This window comes from Gemmata palustris (genome assembly GCF_017939745.1).
GTDB classification, from domain to species: Bacteria; Planctomycetota; Planctomycetia; order Gemmatales; family Gemmataceae; genus Gemmata; species Gemmata palustris.
Genome location: NZ_JAGKQQ010000002.1, coordinates 61,733 through 75,772, shown reverse-complemented (window position 1 = coordinate 75,772; position 14,040 = coordinate 61,733). Strand labels below are relative to the sequence as shown.

Sequence of the window (14,040 nt, the reverse complement as noted above, 5' to 3'; positions counted from 1 at the left end):
GGTGGCGACCCTCTCCCGCAAGGGAGAGGGCAAAAACCAAAACCAGGGTTGTCCGGGAGTCCGCCAGGGGTTGCGCTGCGTTTCACCCCTGGCTACCATCTACCGCCCCTTCCGGGGCTCAAAAACAAGGCGGCTTCACTTCTTCTTGCAGTAGCTCGGCGCCATCAGCGCGTAACTCGTCATGAAGTTTCGGGTTGCTTCGCTACTGGTTTGCTTGGATGTGCAGGGCTGCATCCACCTGATTGGCCCGTGCACGCTCCACAGCCCTCAACCAATCAGACCAAGCGGCTTGATCCGCCGGCGATCCGTCCGCCAACAGACTCAAACCGCCCAGCAACGACCCAAACTGGTCGAACTCGTACTTGGAGTAGAGTTCGTCCAGAAAGGAGTACATCGCCAAGTACGCCTGCCGCACACTGATCTGTTCGTCCACACGTCCTCCGTTTACGCCCCGGCTTCACTTCTTCTTGCAGTAGCTCAGTGCCATCAGCGCGTAGCCGGTCACGAGGTTCTTGTCGCCTTCCATCCACCGGTCGGTTTCGTTCACGAAACTGCCGTCGGGCTTCTGGCGCTTCGCGATCGCCGCGAGCAGGTCGGCGCGCCAGTCGTGCTTCACGCCCTTCGCATCAGTGAACTCGTCGATGCCGAGCACGTCCATCGTCTTCGCGAACGTGTGGTAGTAGTAGTACAGCCCGCGCTGGCTGTTCACCTCCGGCATCCCCGGGTTGGCGTCGAGGGTGTAGTTCTTGCCAATCCACTCCAGCGCCTTCTGCACGCGCTTGTCGTCCTTCGCGATCCCGCAATAGATCATGCTCTTCACGCCGGCGTAGGTCATGCTCCCGTAGCCGCCCATGTCGTTCTTCGTGTCGTCGCTGCGCCGGTTCTCGCCGCCGTTGGCCCCGGTGTACGCGAAGCTCCCGTCGTTGTTCTTCTTGGCCCACGGCGCGGTGTTGTACTCGCTCTCGAAGTTCTGGCACCGGCTGATGAACACCTGCGCCTTCTTGAACGCCGGGTCGTCCTTCGCCACGCCCGCCGTCTTGAGCGCTTCGAGGAAGAACGCGGTGTTCGACAGGTCCGGGCGCGACTTGTCGCCCGCGTACCCGGCGCCGCCGTAGTAGTCGCTGTCGTCCTTCTTCCCGCGGGCCTCGTCCCACTGGTACTCTTTGAGGTACTTCGTCGCGTTGCCGATCACGCCCTTGTACTTGTCGCCCTTGTTCGCCGCGTCGAGCGCGAGGATGTTGATGCTGGTGGTGTAGTTAATCAGCCCGGCCTTCGAGTCGTCGCCCGCGATGTGCCCGGCCTTCGCGTTCACCAGCTTCTCGATGAACTTCACGCCTTTCGCCACCGGTTCGTCCTCGGGCTTGGTCCCTGTTCGGATCAGGCCCGCGACCACGATCCCGGTGACGCCGCGGTTCTGCGGCTCCGCGGACCAGCTCCCGTCTTCCTTCTGCGACTTCTTCAGGTACTCGGTGGCCTTGTCCACGGTCGCCTTCAGCGCGTCTCCGTTCGGCTGTGCGGCCGACGGCGCGGGCGCCAGTACGAGTGCGACGAGCGCGGGGAACGCGAACAGGGGCGCGAGCAATCGCTTCTTCATTGAGAACACTCCGTGGGAATGGACGCACTTCAATGGTACTGAGCAAATTCGGAGCCCGAAGTGAAAAGAGCACGATAGGGGCACATCTCACCTCTGCGCTGGCTGTGCCGTGTTCACGGGTGGTCATTCCGCGCCCGCGCAGCCCGGATTGACCGCGATTTCGGTTCTGTGCGATAACGCCCCATCATTGTTGGAGGTCGGGGCATGGACGAGCGAGAGCACCGGGGCGTAGTCGGGTGGTGTCGGCTGCTTTTCACAGACATTTTGTTCCCCGGCGCGGCGGACACCGATACGCGGGTGCGCCGACTTTCGCTGCTGTTGGTTCTGCTCCTGCCCGCGGTACTTCTGTACCCCACACGCGGGTTCCACCTGTTGGAGCCCGACGAGGGCCGGTACGCGCAGATCCCCAAGGAAATGCTGCAAAACGGTTCGTGGGTCGTGCCCACACTCCAGGGCGAGCCGTACCTCGATAAGCCGCCGCTGATGTACTGGCTGACGGCGCTGAGCTATCGCGCGTTCGGCGTGTCGCCGGAATCCGCACGGCTCGTGCCCGCGCTGTGTGTTCACTTCACGATTCTCGCGGTGTACCTGATCGGGCGCCGGAGCGTGGGCGAGCGAAGTGCGTTCTGGGCCGCGATGCTACTTTCTGTCGCGCCGGGATTCGTGAGCGTCGCGCGACTGCTCTTGCTCGACGGCCTTCTGGTACTGTGCGTAACGACGTCCGTGCTGTGCGGCTTCGAGGCCGTGCGCACCGGTACGCTGAAGCGCGGGTGGTGGGTCGCGGCCGCGGTCGCGTCGGGGTTGGGGTTCCTCACGAAAGGGCCGATCTCGGAAGTGCTGCTGTTCGTGCCGCTGTGGGTGTACGGGTTCCTGATGCGGGGGGGCGGAGCGTTTTTGGCGAACGGCCGGCGTGAGCCGGCTGGTGTGACTACGCTGTCACTCGATGCACAAGCCGCGCACACGCAATCGGAGCCGTCCGGTGTGCGAGTTTCTCACCAGCCGGCTCACGCCGGCCGTTCGCCGGCCGCGGTCGTTCGGTGGTACTGGTACCTCGCGTTCTTCGGCGTGGTGTTCGCGGTGAACCTGCCGTGGTACGTCGCGATTTACTTCCGCGAGCCGCAGTTCCTGAAGTACTTCTTCTGGGAACACAACGTGATGCGGTTCCTGCAGCCGTTCGACCACCTGCAACCCATCTGGTACTACGTCCCCATTTTGCTCGGCGGGCTCTTGCCCGGTACGTTCCTGCTCGCGGCCTACTTCTGGCGCCTGATCCGCTCCGCGCCCGGGGACAGCGCGAACCGCTCGTCCGCGGGCGGGTTCTGGCTGCTCACCGGGGCGTGGTGCGTGTTCTTCTTCAGTTGCTCGGGCAGCAAGTTACCGACTTACGTGCTCCCGGCGTACCCGTTCTTGTGTCTCGCGGTCGGAGAGTTCGTGGCGCGCACGAAGTGGAACACCGCGTTCCGCACGCGGGCGCTGATCGGGGGAATGGCCGCGCTCGTGATGATGGCGCACTACGTCGCGGTGCCGTGGTACGCGCGCGAGCGGTCACCGTTCGGCCGGCCGGAACTGGTCGAGCGGTTCGTGAGCGACCCCGACGTGGCGGTGGTGTGTTTTCCGCGGAACTGTGACTCGCTCGCGTTCTACCACGACCGGTCCGACATGCGCAACGTGCGCACCAAGAGCGTGAACCAACTCATGGTGGACTGCCACCACCGCCCGCGCACGGTGATCCTGTTTACGCACCACGACTCGTTGCAGGGCTTCAAGAACACGCTCCCGCCGAGCCTGGAGATCGTGGAGACGAGCACACTCAAGCGGAAGGGGAAGTCGTCCATCCTCGACAAGTTCGCGGGCGCGACGCCGTGGGGCCTGTGCGACGTGGCTGTCGTGGTGCCGAAGTATCACGTGCCCCCACGCGACGGTGCAGAGTAATGCCGGGACACTGAAACGCTGAAAATGCGCCACAGATAACGCAGATCACGCGGATCAGGACAAAAAAGAACAGAGGACAGAGGGCAGAAGGTTGGGAGCGGGCGTAGGTAGTTTTGTAGCCCCGGATGGGGCGACCGATCGTAGCCAGGGGTGGAGCAGAGCCGAAGGCGCAGCGCAACCCCTGGCGGACTCCCGCGCAACCCTGGCGCTCGAACAATTCCCTGGATTCGTCTACGAAATGCGGTCAAGCCCCGGATGGGGCGACAGAGCCTCTCTGGTTGGCTCTGTCGCCCCATCCGGGGCTTCGTTCTTCTTCGCGTGCAACCAGGGGTTGCGTTCGCGTTGCTCGCTTCACCCCTGGCTACGATCGGTCGCCCCCATCCGGGGCTACAAAACAATGTCCTCTGATCTCTGCCCTCTGACTTCTGACTTCTGTCCTCTGCCTTCTTGTCTTGATCCGCGTTCTCGGCGTTATCCGCGGCGCATTTGTGATTCCCTGCTTTCCTACCCCGCGGCGCCGTTGAGCGCGCCCAGGTACACACTGGCGATGCGGAAGATGAAGAAGATAATCATCAGCGCGACCAGCGCGTAAATAGCGTACCCGGTGACCTGCGCTGCGGCCTTCATCTTGCGCTCCGCGTCCTCGCGGTAGCGGTCCGCGAGGCGCTCCATCACCTCGGTCATGTTGCCCGTTTCCTCGCCGGTCACGAGCGTTTCGCGGAACTCTCTCGGGAACGGCGCTCGGGACTCGTCGATGGATTCGACCAGTTCGCCGCCGCGCTTGGCCACCTCCACGGCCCGCGCCTCGCCCGCCTGGAAGCGCGAGTTGCACGTGGCGCGGAAGCAGTAGTGCAGGGTCGTTTCGGCCCGCAGCCCGGCCTCGGCACACATCCGCAGCGCCACCGCGAACCGGAGCACCGCGAACGCGAGCAGCGCCGGCCCCCAGCCGGGCACCATCAGGAACGTGCCCTCGAGCTTCGCGCGGAACCGCACGTTGTCGGCGGCCATCTTCAGCACGAACAGAATCCCGCCCACGAGGGCCGCGCCGCAGAGCAGGAACGTGAGCGCTCCCTGGGTGCCCGTGAGTCCCAGCCCGGTCGGGTCCATCTTGATGCCGAGCATCCCCAGAATGAAGATGAGCCCGCTGATGATGAGCACGGCCGCGACGTACTGGATCGCGGGGTACGCCATCTGTGAGCGGAAGTTGCGCTGGGTCGTCAGCGCCGCCGCGTAATACTGTTCGAGTTCCCGGAACGTGTCTTCGAGGCGCCCGGTCTGTTCGCCCACGGCGACGAGTTCCACGAACAGCGGCGGGAACGTGTCGCGGTGCGGTTCGAGGGCGTCTTCCAGTGATTCGCCGGCCGCGAGTTTTTTCGCGAACTCGCCGGCGAGTGCCCGCAGCGGGCGCGGCCCGGACTTCGCTTGTTGTTTGAAGATCTTTACCGGGTCGAGGCCCGCACTCAGGCTGAACCGGAGCGCCCGGCACCACTCCACGAGCGCGGGCAGCGGGCATTTCGAGGAAGAAAAGAGCATCGGTGAGAACCGGGTGTCGGGGATCGGGTTTCGGGTATTGTGATGAAGACGGTGCCGGCGGGCGGTGATCTCGCGGCGCCGATGATCCTTTCGGTATACCCGATGTCCGGCGCGCCCGACATACCCGATCCGCGGTTCCTCGCGGGAGTGGAACTATTCAACCGGCGCGAGTTCTTCGACGCGCACGAAGTTTGGGAAGACTTGTGGCACGAGTGCGCGGGACCGGACCGGCGCTTCTACCAGGCGCTGATTCAGGCGGCGGTCGCGGCGTACCACTGGGCGCGCGGCAACGCGACCGGGTCAGCGCGCCTGTATCACTCCGGGCGCCGGTACATGGAACCGTTCCGCCCGGTACACTTGGGGTTGGCGGTGGATGCGTTCTGGGACCAGATGGCCGCGCACCTCGCGGTTGCCCTCGGCGACGCGACTGCCGCACCGGTGCCGCCACCCACGATCCGGCTCGACTCGGCCAGGTAACGGTATGTTAGCGAATGTTAGCCGCTAACCACGAGGCTGAGTTCGTGTTAGGGAAGGGGCGGCGTGATTCGCCGAGTCAGGGTGAAGAGATACAACATCCGCTCCCGAACTTCCCGAGATGAAATTACCGATGCGCGTTGTTGAACTCGAGGTCCGACACGTTCGCGTCGCGCTGCGGCGGAAGGTCACGCACGCGAGCCACGTGCGCACGGAGACGGACAACGTCGTTGTGCGGTGCAAACTCAGCGACGGTAGTGTCGGTTACGGCGAAGGTGTCCCGCGCGACTACGTGACCGGCGAGACGATCGACTTCTCGTTCGACCTGCTCAAGCGCTCGGACGTCGCGAAGCAGCTCGACACCGACGCCGAGAACTTCGTTCAAGCGGTTCACCTCGCGGAGCGACTCAAACTCGCGGTGGAACCCAGTGACGACCGCGGGATTCTCGGCAACTCGGCCCGCTGCGCCCTGGAACTCGCGGTACTCGACGCATTCGGCCGAGCCTTCGGCGAACCACTCACACGGGTCACCGAACTGGTGGCCCCCGAACTCTACCAGTTCCGCGATCGGGTGCAGTACAGCGGCGTCATCGGGAACCCGCGCGGCTGGAAGAAGCGACTCTACCCCCTCGTGTACCGGCTCGCGGGGTTCAAACAGGTCAAACTCAAGGTCGGCATTGAGGGGCAGGACGATGTGAAGCGGACGAAGACGATGCGCCGCTGGCTCGGGCGCAAGATCGATTTGCGCGTTGACGCGAACGAAGCCTGGGCGCCGGCCGACGCCGCGGCCCGCATTCGCGAACTGGAGCCGTTCGGCATCACGAGCGTCGAACAACCGGTACGGCACGAAGACGTCGCGTGTCTCGCGGACGTGCGCAAACAGGTGAAGGCGCCGATCATGCTCGACGAATCGCTTTGCGGCGCGGTGGACGCCGAGCGCGCGGTTCGCGGCGGGTGGTGCGATTTGTTCAACCTGCGCCTCTCGAAGTGCGGCGGGTTCATTCCCAGTTTGCGCCTCGCGCAGTTCGCGAAACGGCACAACCTCGGTTATCAGCTCGGTTGCCAGGTCGGTGAGACCGCGATCCTGAGCGCAGCGGGTCGGCACTTCGCCGCGAGCGTGGCCGATATTCGCTACTTAGAGGGCAGCTACGACCGGCACCTGGTGTGGGAGTCGCTTGCGGTCGATGACCTCACGTTCCAGCGCACCGGCTGGGCGCCGGCACTCGTCGGGAGCGGACTCGGGTTCGCGCTCGACCCGGCCCGGCTCGATTGGGTCACCAAGCGCAAGGAGACGCTGCTTGGATGAGCAAAGGCAACCTAACCCCCTAACCCCCTTCCCTAAGAAGGAAGGGGGAACAGAGCCAAATGCAGAAACTGGTGCATCGCAAGCGCCGGTATTAAGCCCCTCTCCGTTTAGGGGAGGGGTTGGGGAGGGGTTATCGGCCGTAGGTCTTTTCCCCGCCTCCGACGGCTATTCCTTCTACTTCCGCCATTACGCTCCCGCCGGTATCCCGCGCGCGCGGATCGTGATTGTTCACGGCATTCGTAGTCACGGCGGGTGGTACGCGCGTTCGTGTCGCGTACTCGCGGAGGCCGGGTTCGATGTGTACTTTCTGGATCGCCGCGGTTCCGGGCTGAACACGGCTCACCGCGGGGACACGCCGAACTTCCGGCGGCTGATCGACGACGTGGCAGAGTTCGTCCAACGCCTCCGCGCGTCTCACGGGTGGCTGCCGGTGTTTGTGTGCGGCATCTCGTGGGGTGGAAAGCTCGCAGTCGGTTTGCCGTACCGCAAGCCGGGCCTCGTTGACGGCCTAGTTCTGCTGTGCCCCGGGCTCGTGCCCAAAGTCGCGCCGCCGGTGCCGCAACGCGCACGGATCGCAGTTGCGCGAGTATTCCGTCCGTGGAAATTCTTCCCCATTCCGTTGAACGAGCCGGACCTGTTCACTGCGTCCCCGGAGTGGCGGCGCTACATCGACGCAGAACCACACGGCCTTCGGCTCGCGACGGCGCGGTTCCTGTTCAGCAGTTTCTCGCTCGACATCTACTTAAATCGCGCGGCGAAGCGCGTCACCGTGCCAGCGCTCCTTGCGCTCGCGGAACACGATCGCATCATTGATAACTCGAGGACCGCGGATTTCGTGGCGCGCTTCCCGGGGCCGACAGAAACCGTGACGTACCCTGGCGCGCACCACACGCTGGAGTTCGAGCGCGAGGATCACCCCTGGCTCGCCGATGTGGTGCGCTGGGTGGAGAAACAGTTGTAGTGCCGGTTACGGCTTCGCGCCGCAACGTCTTTACATCAGCGAGATAACCGCCACGAGCACCAGCACCGCGATCAGCCCACCGGCGAGGAGCACGATCGGCAGTTTCGATCGGCCGCGCCGGGCCGCATCGCGGGCGTGCTCTTGGATCTCGTGCTTGTGTTTCTTGCGGGCCTGCTCGTGGTGCTGCTTCTTCGTGCTGTGGTTCATCGGCGAACCTCACCGTTTGTGGGAGAGGCCGCGGGACCGCCGGAATTGGAATGAGTGCGGTGTCGCGGCGCGAAAGGTGAGTGAAGTGTACCGCACGGTGTTGCGGTTTGTCGAGGGGGTACCGAGATTTGTGCCCGCCGTAAATAAAAGCGCCCGGCCGAATTCGGCCGGGCGCTCAAGGGCTGGCGAGAGTGTCGCGTTATTTCCGCTTTTGGCTCGGTTGCTTCGGCTTTTCGAGTCCGGCTTTTTCCATCAGCGATTGACCGAACACGTTGTCCTCTTCCTCGAAGATTTCTTCGAGTTTTACGCCGGGGCGGGGCTGGTACTGGATGATGTACTTGTGTTTGGCAATGTCGATCTCGTCGCCGGGGCGGAGCGGGCGCCGAAGGGTGCGGTCCCCGTTCACCTTCACGCCGTTGGTGCTGTTAAGATCCCGCAGGTGCCAGATGCCGTCGCGCAGGGACAACTCGCAGTGCGAACCGGAGATGTTCTGAAACCGCAAGCAGATGTCACACGATTCGCGCCGGCCGATGGTCATCACTTCGTTAACCAGCGGAATCGCGTCCCCGCCACCCACCGGGACGAGTTCCCCGAATTGGCCCTCTGCCATGACCGTACCTCGCCGAGATTGGAATAGATTCTGAAGGAAAATAGAAGGCGAACGCCATTGTGACGTCAATTTATCGTAACTGGTTCCGGTCAAGATACCAGCGCGAACGCACTCCTTGCACCCGGCGAAACGAGAACCGCCGCCCGAACCGGACATCCGGTGCGAGCGGCGAAAATGTATGATTCGGCCCGAATTTAGCGGCCGTGCGGGGACGGCATCTGCTGCGGGACCGGACCGCCGTAGCCCGGTGCGCCACCGGGGAAGTACGGGTTCACCGGGAAGTTGCCGGAGACCGGCGGGCCGTAGAACGCGCCGGTGACCGGGGCGGGCGTCATGAAGTGGCCGTCGTATGGCCAGTACAGGTACCACGGCGCGGCCTGGAACGCCGGCAACTGCTTATGGCCGATGCCGCCGAACAGCGTCCGCGGCGGGCCACCAGCGCCGATGCCGCCGCTGCCGCAGTTGGAGCACCCCTTGGGGCCGCCGGCGAGAGCGCGGTCCGCGGTGGCGCTGAGCGCCAGACCGACGACCGCGGCGATAATGAACGAGCGGAACAGTTTCATCTCGGGATCCTTTCCTTGAGTTCTCGTCGCACTTCGTGAGTAAGAGTGCGGCGAGCGAGGGTCGAACCAGTCCAGTGGCGACCTCGGGGTCACCTCGTCGGACAACCGGGCGCACGTCCGGTGCGCCCGGGGCAGTCACTTCGTTTGGCCGGCGGTCGGCACGAGGTCCAGAACCGGGTTCAGCGTCGGGGTCGCGGAGTAGAAGACCGCAGACTGTTCCGGTGAACCGGTGCCCGAATACCGGGTGAGTACGTCACCGGTCGGCTGAGCGGGCGCGGCCAGCGCGACCCCGCCGCACGAGGAGCACGACGGCTTGTGGCTGTGGGACAGCGATTTGCTGTGGGTCCAGGTGTGCCCGCGGAACCAACCGCCCTGCAGCCACGAGGCGTGCCAGAAGCCGCACGACGAACACGAGGGCTTGTGGAACAGGCCGCGCAGGTGCCCGCCGTGCGCCCACCCCCCGTGAGACCCGCCCGTACCGGGGGTGCCGTAGAAGTTCGGGTCGTAGCGCAGGTACTCGTCCCAGGGACCATACGGCTTAAACGGGTAGTAGCCGTAGTACGGGCCGTAGTTGTACAGGGGGCCGTTCTGGTGGATGCCCTTGAATAAGCCGAGGCAAAAGTCCCCGCACCCGAACCCGTAGTGCGTCGGGTTCGACGAGGCTTTGTCCGGGGTCGCTAACAGCAGGAGGGGCACCGCCAGAAAGGCGGCAATCGAAAGGCGTCTCATCGGCGCGAATCCTTGCGGTGCTGCCCGCGGCGGGCCGAGGCCCGTCCCCGTCCGTGCTGCGGGCACCGGTAACCTGCCCCGGAAACGCCCCCCACGCCAGCGAAAGGGCCGCGAAATGGCGCGCCGAAATCGGCCCGACGAGCGCGCGACGCAAACAATTGGAACCGCACGCAGAACGGGGCGCTCTTCAGCGAACGGCGCATCCCGCGCGGTCGCGGAGCGCGGTGAATTCATCAAACGTGACGGCACACGAACCGATGCGCCGATGCGCCGGGTCCGGGCCGTGGCAGTCGCTCCCGCCGCTGACCGCGAACCCGAACCGCGCCGCGACCGCGCGCAAGCGACTCACCGGGGAATTGCGGCCCCACGGGTACACGACTTCGATCGCGTCCAGGCCGAACGCGCGCAGCGCGCCGAAGTCGTCTTCCGTGAGGTGAGGGGGCGGGTGGGCGAGTGACGAGACCCCGCCGGCCGCGTGGACGAGGGCAATCGCGCTTTCAAGTGGAATAAGCGTTTTGGGCCGAGTTTTCCTGATGAGCGGGTTCACGAACCGGTGAAAGGCCTCGGTCCGCGTGGTCGCTGCCCCGCACGCGACGATCAGGCTCGCGACGTGGCGCCGGCCGAGGCTCGCGGTGGATTCTTCCAACAGCCGTGCGCGATCCGCTTGGACTTTGACGCCCCGTTCGGGCAGAAGGGCGACAAGTTCGCGGAACCGCTCGCGGCGCGAATCACACACGGTCGCGAGTGCCGCGTTGAGGTCCGCGCAATCGGTGCGCACGAAATAACCGAGCAGGTGGAACTCGCGCCCCGCGAACGCGGTGCTGATCTCGACCCCGGGCACGAAGTCGATCGCGGTGCCGGCGGCCGCTTGTGCGTCGGCGACCGACGCGAGGGTGTCGTGATCGGTGACCGCGACGGCTCGTAACCCCGCTTGCCGAGCAAAGGCGACCGCGAGCGACGCGGTGTACTCCCCGTCGCTCGCGGTCGTGTGGACGTGCAGGTCCGCCCGGACCGGGGCGCCGAGTTGTGCGAGCCGACTACAGACGAGCGTGAAAGGAGAGCGCTTGGGCACGGCAACCAGTGCGACACGAACGAGGGAAATGCGAAACCGGGCCGCGCCCCGCGGTCAGGGGGCGCCGCTGGGCGCGTCGGCTTTCCCTTTCCCCTTTTCCTTTTTGATCGCTCCCACGCGGTCCAGCACGCCGTTCACGAACGCGGGGGAGTCCTCGGAGCCGAACCGCTTGGAGAGCTCGATGGCCTCGTTGATGACGACCTCGAGCGGCGGCCGGGCCGCGTCGAAGAGCAGTTCGTAAGTGCCCAGCCGGAGCACGTTTCGGTCCACCGGGGTCATGCGCGACAGGCGCCAGTTGGTCGCGGCGGCTTTCAGCGTTTCGTCGATCTCGTCCTTGCGCGCCACGACGCCGTCGAGGAGCGCGAGGCTGTACGCCTCCATCTCGGCGTCGGCGAGCAGGCGGTCGCGGACGAACACCTTGATCGCCTTGCGCGGAACCGGGGTCGGGTTCTGGTCCCACTGAAACAGCAGTTGCAGAACCACTTCGCGGGCACGGGAGCGTCGGGCCATATTGGGAACATCTCGGTAAGGGGGACACTCATCATGCTAGTAGCTTTCTGCCCCGCGCGGATATAGAACGCACTCATCCGCCGGTTCCACTGCGAAAACCCTCCCCATTTCGAGTACCCCACATGCCCCGGTTCCGTGTCGTCGTTGCGGACTTCTTGGCCGATGCGCTCAGCCCCGAGCGCGAGTTGCTCGGCGACATCGCCGACATCGTCGCGCTGAACGCGAACTCCGAGGCCGACATGATCGGCCGCATCGAGGACGCGGACGCGGTGATGCTGTACCACAACATCGCGATCACGAAGGAGACGATCGGGCGGTTGCAGAACTGCAAGCTGATCGTGCGGTGCGGGGTCGGGTTCGACAACGTGGACCACCGACTGGCCCGTGCGAAGGGCATCCCGGTCGCGAACGTGCCCGATTACGGCACGGAAGAGGTCGCGGACTCGGCCATTGGCATGATGCTCACCCTCACGCGCGGGATCAACTTCTTCAACAACCGCCTCCAGCGCAAGGCCGGCGATTGGAGCTACATGCAGGGCACGCCGCTGGTGCGCCTGCGCGGGCGCGTGTTCGGGGTGATCGGGCTCGGGCGCATCGGGACCGCTGCTGCGCTCCGCGCGAAGGCACTCGGAATGGACGTCGCGTTCTACGACCCGCACAAACAGGACGGGTACGACAAGGCGAACGGGATTCGCCGGGTGGAGAAGGTCGATGACCTGTTCCGCCAGTCGTTCGTGGTCAGCGTTCACTGCCCGCTGACCGAAGAGTCGCGCCACATTGTGGACGCGCGCACCATCGGGCTCATGCCGGACGGTTCCTACCTGGTGAACACCGCCCGCGGTGCGACCGTGGACGCAACCGCGATTCCAGCGGCGATTCGGTCGGGTAAACTCCAGGGGGCAGCCATCGACGTGCTCCCGTTCGAGCCGCCGCCCGAAGATCACCCGCTGCTGGTCGCGTGGCGCGACCCGGCGGACCCGTGCTACGATCGCGTGATCCTCAACCCGCACTCCGCGTTCTACTCGGAGGAAGGGTTACTCGACATGCGCGTGAAGGGCGCCCAGGCGTGCCGCCGGGCGCTACTCGGCGAAGCACTGCGGAACGTGGTGAACTGAGCCGGCGTTCGGCTCCGCTCGAACTCACGCCCGAAGACGCGCCGTTGTCACTTACCGCTCTTCGGGCGTGACCCATTTCGTCGTGGGTTCCGCCGGCACCCACGCGGTGAGCTTCGCGAGTAACTCCGGTACGCTATCCGCGACCACGAGCAGGGCGCGGTGCTTCGACTTGAGCAAGCCTTCCGTCACGATGTGATCGAGCCACGCGAGCAGCGGCGTGAAGAACCCGTTCGTGTTGAGGATCGCGACCGGTTTGCGGTGGATGCCGAGTTGCGCCCAGGTGAGAATCTCGAACAGCTCGTCGCAGGTGCCGTAACCGCCGGGCAGCGCAACAAACGCATCCGAGCGGTCGGCCATGAGCGCCTTCCGCTCGTGCATCGTGTTCACCACGACCAGTTCTGTGCAGTCTTCCTGTGCGATCTCTTTCAGCGCGAGCGAGTGGGGGATCACACCCACCACCGCACCCCCGGCCGCGAGCGCCGAACTCGCGACCTCACCCATCAGCCCGACGCGCCCGCCGCCGTACACCAGCGCCAGACCGTGCGCCGCGAGCGCGCGCCCGAGTTCGCGGGCCGTGTCCGCGTAGCTGGAGCTGTTGCCGGGGGACGAACCGCAAAACACACAAACACTTTTCACGGGAGAATACCTGATTTTCGTGTTAACGAAATTGCTCCTTCTGTGTTCTTCTTATCGCTACCGGGGAGGAGCGTGCCGAAAGGAGGACACATGACCGCCGTACTCGTGTTCGCCCTCATCGCCCCGACCGCTCAGCCGAAGAGCCAACCGCCCAAAGCCCCCGATCCCGTCGGGTTCGGTCTCGTTGCCGATTCCGAGTTCCACTGGCCGTTCTACATCACCAAATCGCCGGACGTACAGAAAGAACTGAAGCTCAGCAAAGAGCAACTGGCCGCGTTCGATGGGGCCGAAGCCGATCTCAAGAAGTCCGTCGCGGACCTCGGCGGGCTGAAGCCGGCACAAGCGAAGACCTACGCCGCGAAGGTCACGAAGTGGGCCGACGAGACGGTGGCCGCGGTTCTGAAGACCGAACAGCAAAAGCGGCACCGCCAAATCGTGTGGCAGGTTCTCGAATTCACCGGCGGAACGCGCACACTCGCTGCGAATCCCGTGTTCGCGAAAGAAATCGGGCTGACCGCCGATCAACTGAAGCAGGCCAAGAAGATTGACGCGGATTACTACGTCGGGTGGCAGAAGTTGGTGCGGGCGAACCCGCTGGTGGGCAACGGTCCCGTGCCCGGCGAGGACGCGCTTGCGAAAGAGAGCGAAGAAGCCGCGCTCAAACTGCTTACCGCCGAGCAAAAGAAGAAGTGGAACGAGGCGCTCGGCGAACCGTTCGTCGGCGAGGTGAAGCAATTCACCATCCCCGGGTTGCGGCCGGTTACGTTCAAGGCGCCGGAGAAGAAGTAGGTAGTTCTA

16 protein-coding genes are annotated in these 14,040 nt (G+C 64.9%); 6 read left to right on the top strand and 10 right to left on the bottom strand.

Features of this window, described 5'->3' with window-relative positions; all coding sequences use genetic code 11:
* Positions 1-202: 202 nt before the first annotated feature.
* Positions 203-433 carry a hypothetical protein gene (locus J8F10_RS34875; protein ID WP_210662505.1) on the bottom strand — a complete coding sequence of 77 codons (231 nt, stop codon included), beginning with the start codon at positions 431-433 and terminating at the stop codon, positions 203-205.
* Positions 434-457: 24 nt separating this feature from the next.
* A complete protein-coding gene (locus tag J8F10_RS34870; protein ID WP_210662503.1) occupies positions 458-1,594 on the bottom strand; it encodes a prenyltransferase/squalene oxidase repeat-containing protein in 1,137 nt (378 codons plus the stop codon).
* 204 nt (positions 1,595-1,798) lie between these two features.
* On the opposite strand from J8F10_RS34870, the gene J8F10_RS34865 reads away from it, so the two are divergent.
* Positions 1,799-3,526: an ArnT family glycosyltransferase gene (locus tag J8F10_RS34865; protein WP_210662501.1), complete on the top strand. Its 1,728-nt coding sequence runs from the start codon at positions 1,799-1,801 to the stop codon at positions 3,524-3,526.
* Between the two features lie 504 nt (positions 3,527-4,030).
* On the opposite strand, the gene J8F10_RS34860 is transcribed toward J8F10_RS34865, so the two are convergent.
* Complete coding sequence (locus tag J8F10_RS34860) at positions 4,031-5,059, bottom strand: type II secretion system F family protein (RefSeq protein ID WP_210662500.1); 1,029 nt, start codon at positions 5,057-5,059, stop codon at positions 4,031-4,033.
* 42 nt (positions 5,060-5,101) lie between these two features.
* On the opposite strand from J8F10_RS34860, the gene J8F10_RS34855 reads away from it, so the two are divergent.
* The 3 genes from J8F10_RS34855 to J8F10_RS34845 all read left to right on the top strand — a co-directional run bounded on the left by J8F10_RS34855 (position 5,102) and on the right by J8F10_RS34845 (position 7,800).
* A complete protein-coding gene (locus J8F10_RS34855) occupies positions 5,102-5,536 on the top strand; it encodes a DUF309 domain-containing protein (RefSeq protein WP_246524743.1) in 435 nt (144 codons plus the stop codon).
* A 130-nt stretch (positions 5,537-5,666) separates the two neighbouring features.
* Positions 5,667-6,839: an enolase C-terminal domain-like protein gene (locus J8F10_RS34850; protein WP_210662498.1), complete on the top strand. Its 1,173-nt coding sequence runs from the start codon at positions 5,667-5,669 to the stop codon at positions 6,837-6,839.
* On the top strand, positions 6,832-7,800 hold the full coding sequence (locus tag J8F10_RS34845) for an alpha/beta fold hydrolase (RefSeq protein WP_246524741.1): 969 nt from the start codon (positions 6,832-6,834) through the stop codon (positions 7,798-7,800). The genes J8F10_RS34850 and J8F10_RS34845 overlap by 8 nt, the downstream gene beginning before the upstream one ends.
* A 30-nt stretch (positions 7,801-7,830) precedes the next feature.
* Here J8F10_RS34845 and J8F10_RS34840 read toward each other — a convergent pair whose 3' ends face one another.
* The 6 genes from J8F10_RS34840 to nusB form a co-directional block, all read right to left on the bottom strand.
* Positions 7,831-8,007, bottom strand: coding sequence for a hypothetical protein (locus J8F10_RS34840; RefSeq protein ID WP_210662496.1), 177 nt, complete (start codon positions 8,005-8,007; stop codon positions 7,831-7,833).
* A 199-nt stretch (positions 8,008-8,206) separates the two neighbouring features.
* Entirely contained in the window at positions 8,207-8,617 is a 411-nt protein-coding gene (locus J8F10_RS34835; protein ID WP_210662494.1) for an FHA domain-containing protein, read from the bottom strand.
* A gap of 194 nt (positions 8,618-8,811) precedes the next feature.
* On the bottom strand, positions 8,812-9,180 hold the full coding sequence (locus tag J8F10_RS34830) for a hypothetical protein (RefSeq protein ID WP_210662492.1): 369 nt from the start codon (positions 9,178-9,180) through the stop codon (positions 8,812-8,814).
* Between the two features lie 135 nt (positions 9,181-9,315).
* The gene (locus J8F10_RS34825; RefSeq protein WP_210662490.1) at positions 9,316-9,909 is read right to left on the bottom strand and encodes a hypothetical protein; all 594 of its coding nucleotides are present in this window, start codon (positions 9,907-9,909) and stop codon (positions 9,316-9,318) included.
* Between the two features lie 187 nt (positions 9,910-10,096).
* The gene (locus J8F10_RS34820) at positions 10,097-10,981 is read right to left on the bottom strand and encodes a PHP domain-containing protein (protein WP_210662488.1); all 885 of its coding nucleotides are present in this window, start codon (positions 10,979-10,981) and stop codon (positions 10,097-10,099) included.
* Between the two features lie 54 nt (positions 10,982-11,035).
* Entirely contained in the window at positions 11,036-11,491 is a 456-nt protein-coding gene (gene nusB / locus J8F10_RS34815) for a transcription antitermination factor NusB (protein ID WP_210662486.1), read from the bottom strand.
* Between the two features lie 122 nt (positions 11,492-11,613).
* Here nusB and J8F10_RS34810 point away from each other — a divergent pair, with 122 nt between their 5' ends.
* Complete coding sequence (locus tag J8F10_RS34810) at positions 11,614-12,606, top strand: C-terminal binding protein (RefSeq protein WP_210662484.1); 993 nt, start codon at positions 11,614-11,616, stop codon at positions 12,604-12,606.
* A gap of 51 nt (positions 12,607-12,657) precedes the next feature.
* Here the strand turns inward: J8F10_RS34810 and J8F10_RS34805 are convergent, their stop codons facing one another.
* Positions 12,658-13,242, bottom strand: coding sequence for an LOG family protein (locus tag J8F10_RS34805; protein ID WP_210662481.1), 585 nt, complete (start codon positions 13,240-13,242; stop codon positions 12,658-12,660).
* Between the two features lie 90 nt (positions 13,243-13,332).
* Here J8F10_RS34805 and J8F10_RS34800 point away from each other — a divergent pair, with 90 nt between their 5' ends.
* Positions 13,333-14,031, top strand: a complete 699-nt coding sequence (locus J8F10_RS34800) for a hypothetical protein (protein ID WP_210662479.1) — start codon at positions 13,333-13,335, stop codon at positions 14,029-14,031.
* Positions 14,032-14,040: the final 9 nt, after the last annotated feature.

Bases quoted from the DNA above. Each gene is read 5' to 3' on its own strand.
- J8F10_RS34870 (WP_210662503.1), bottom strand. From the start codon at position 1,594: ATGAAGAAGCGATTGCTCGCGCCCCTGTTCGCGTTCCCCGCGCTCGTC.
- J8F10_RS34865 (WP_210662501.1), top strand. From the start codon at position 1,799: ATGGACGAGCGAGAGCACCGGGGCGTAGTCGGGTGGTGTCGGCTGCTT.
- J8F10_RS34860 (WP_210662500.1), bottom strand. From the start codon at position 5,059: ATGCTCTTTTCTTCCTCGAAATGCCCGCTGCCCGCGCTCGTGGAGTGG.
- J8F10_RS34855 (WP_246524743.1), top strand. From the start codon at position 5,102: ATGAAGACGGTGCCGGCGGGCGGTGATCTCGCGGCGCCGATGATCCTT.
- J8F10_RS34850 (WP_210662498.1), top strand. From the start codon at position 5,667: ATGCGCGTTGTTGAACTCGAGGTCCGACACGTTCGCGTCGCGCTGCGG.
- J8F10_RS34840 (WP_210662496.1), bottom strand. From the start codon at position 8,007: ATGAACCACAGCACGAAGAAGCAGCACCACGAGCAGGCCCGCAAGAAA.
- J8F10_RS34835 (WP_210662494.1), bottom strand. From the start codon at position 8,617: ATGGCAGAGGGCCAATTCGGGGAACTCGTCCCGGTGGGTGGCGGGGAC.
- J8F10_RS34830 (WP_210662492.1), bottom strand. From the start codon at position 9,180: ATGAAACTGTTCCGCTCGTTCATTATCGCCGCGGTCGTCGGTCTGGCG.
- J8F10_RS34825 (WP_210662490.1), bottom strand. From the start codon at position 9,909: ATGAGACGCCTTTCGATTGCCGCCTTTCTGGCGGTGCCCCTCCTGCTG.
- nusB (WP_210662486.1), bottom strand. From the start codon at position 11,491: ATGGCCCGACGCTCCCGTGCCCGCGAAGTGGTTCTGCAACTGCTGTTT.
- J8F10_RS34810 (WP_210662484.1), top strand. From the start codon at position 11,614: ATGCCCCGGTTCCGTGTCGTCGTTGCGGACTTCTTGGCCGATGCGCTC.
- J8F10_RS34800 (WP_210662479.1), top strand. From the start codon at position 13,333: ATGACCGCCGTACTCGTGTTCGCCCTCATCGCCCCGACCGCTCAGCCG.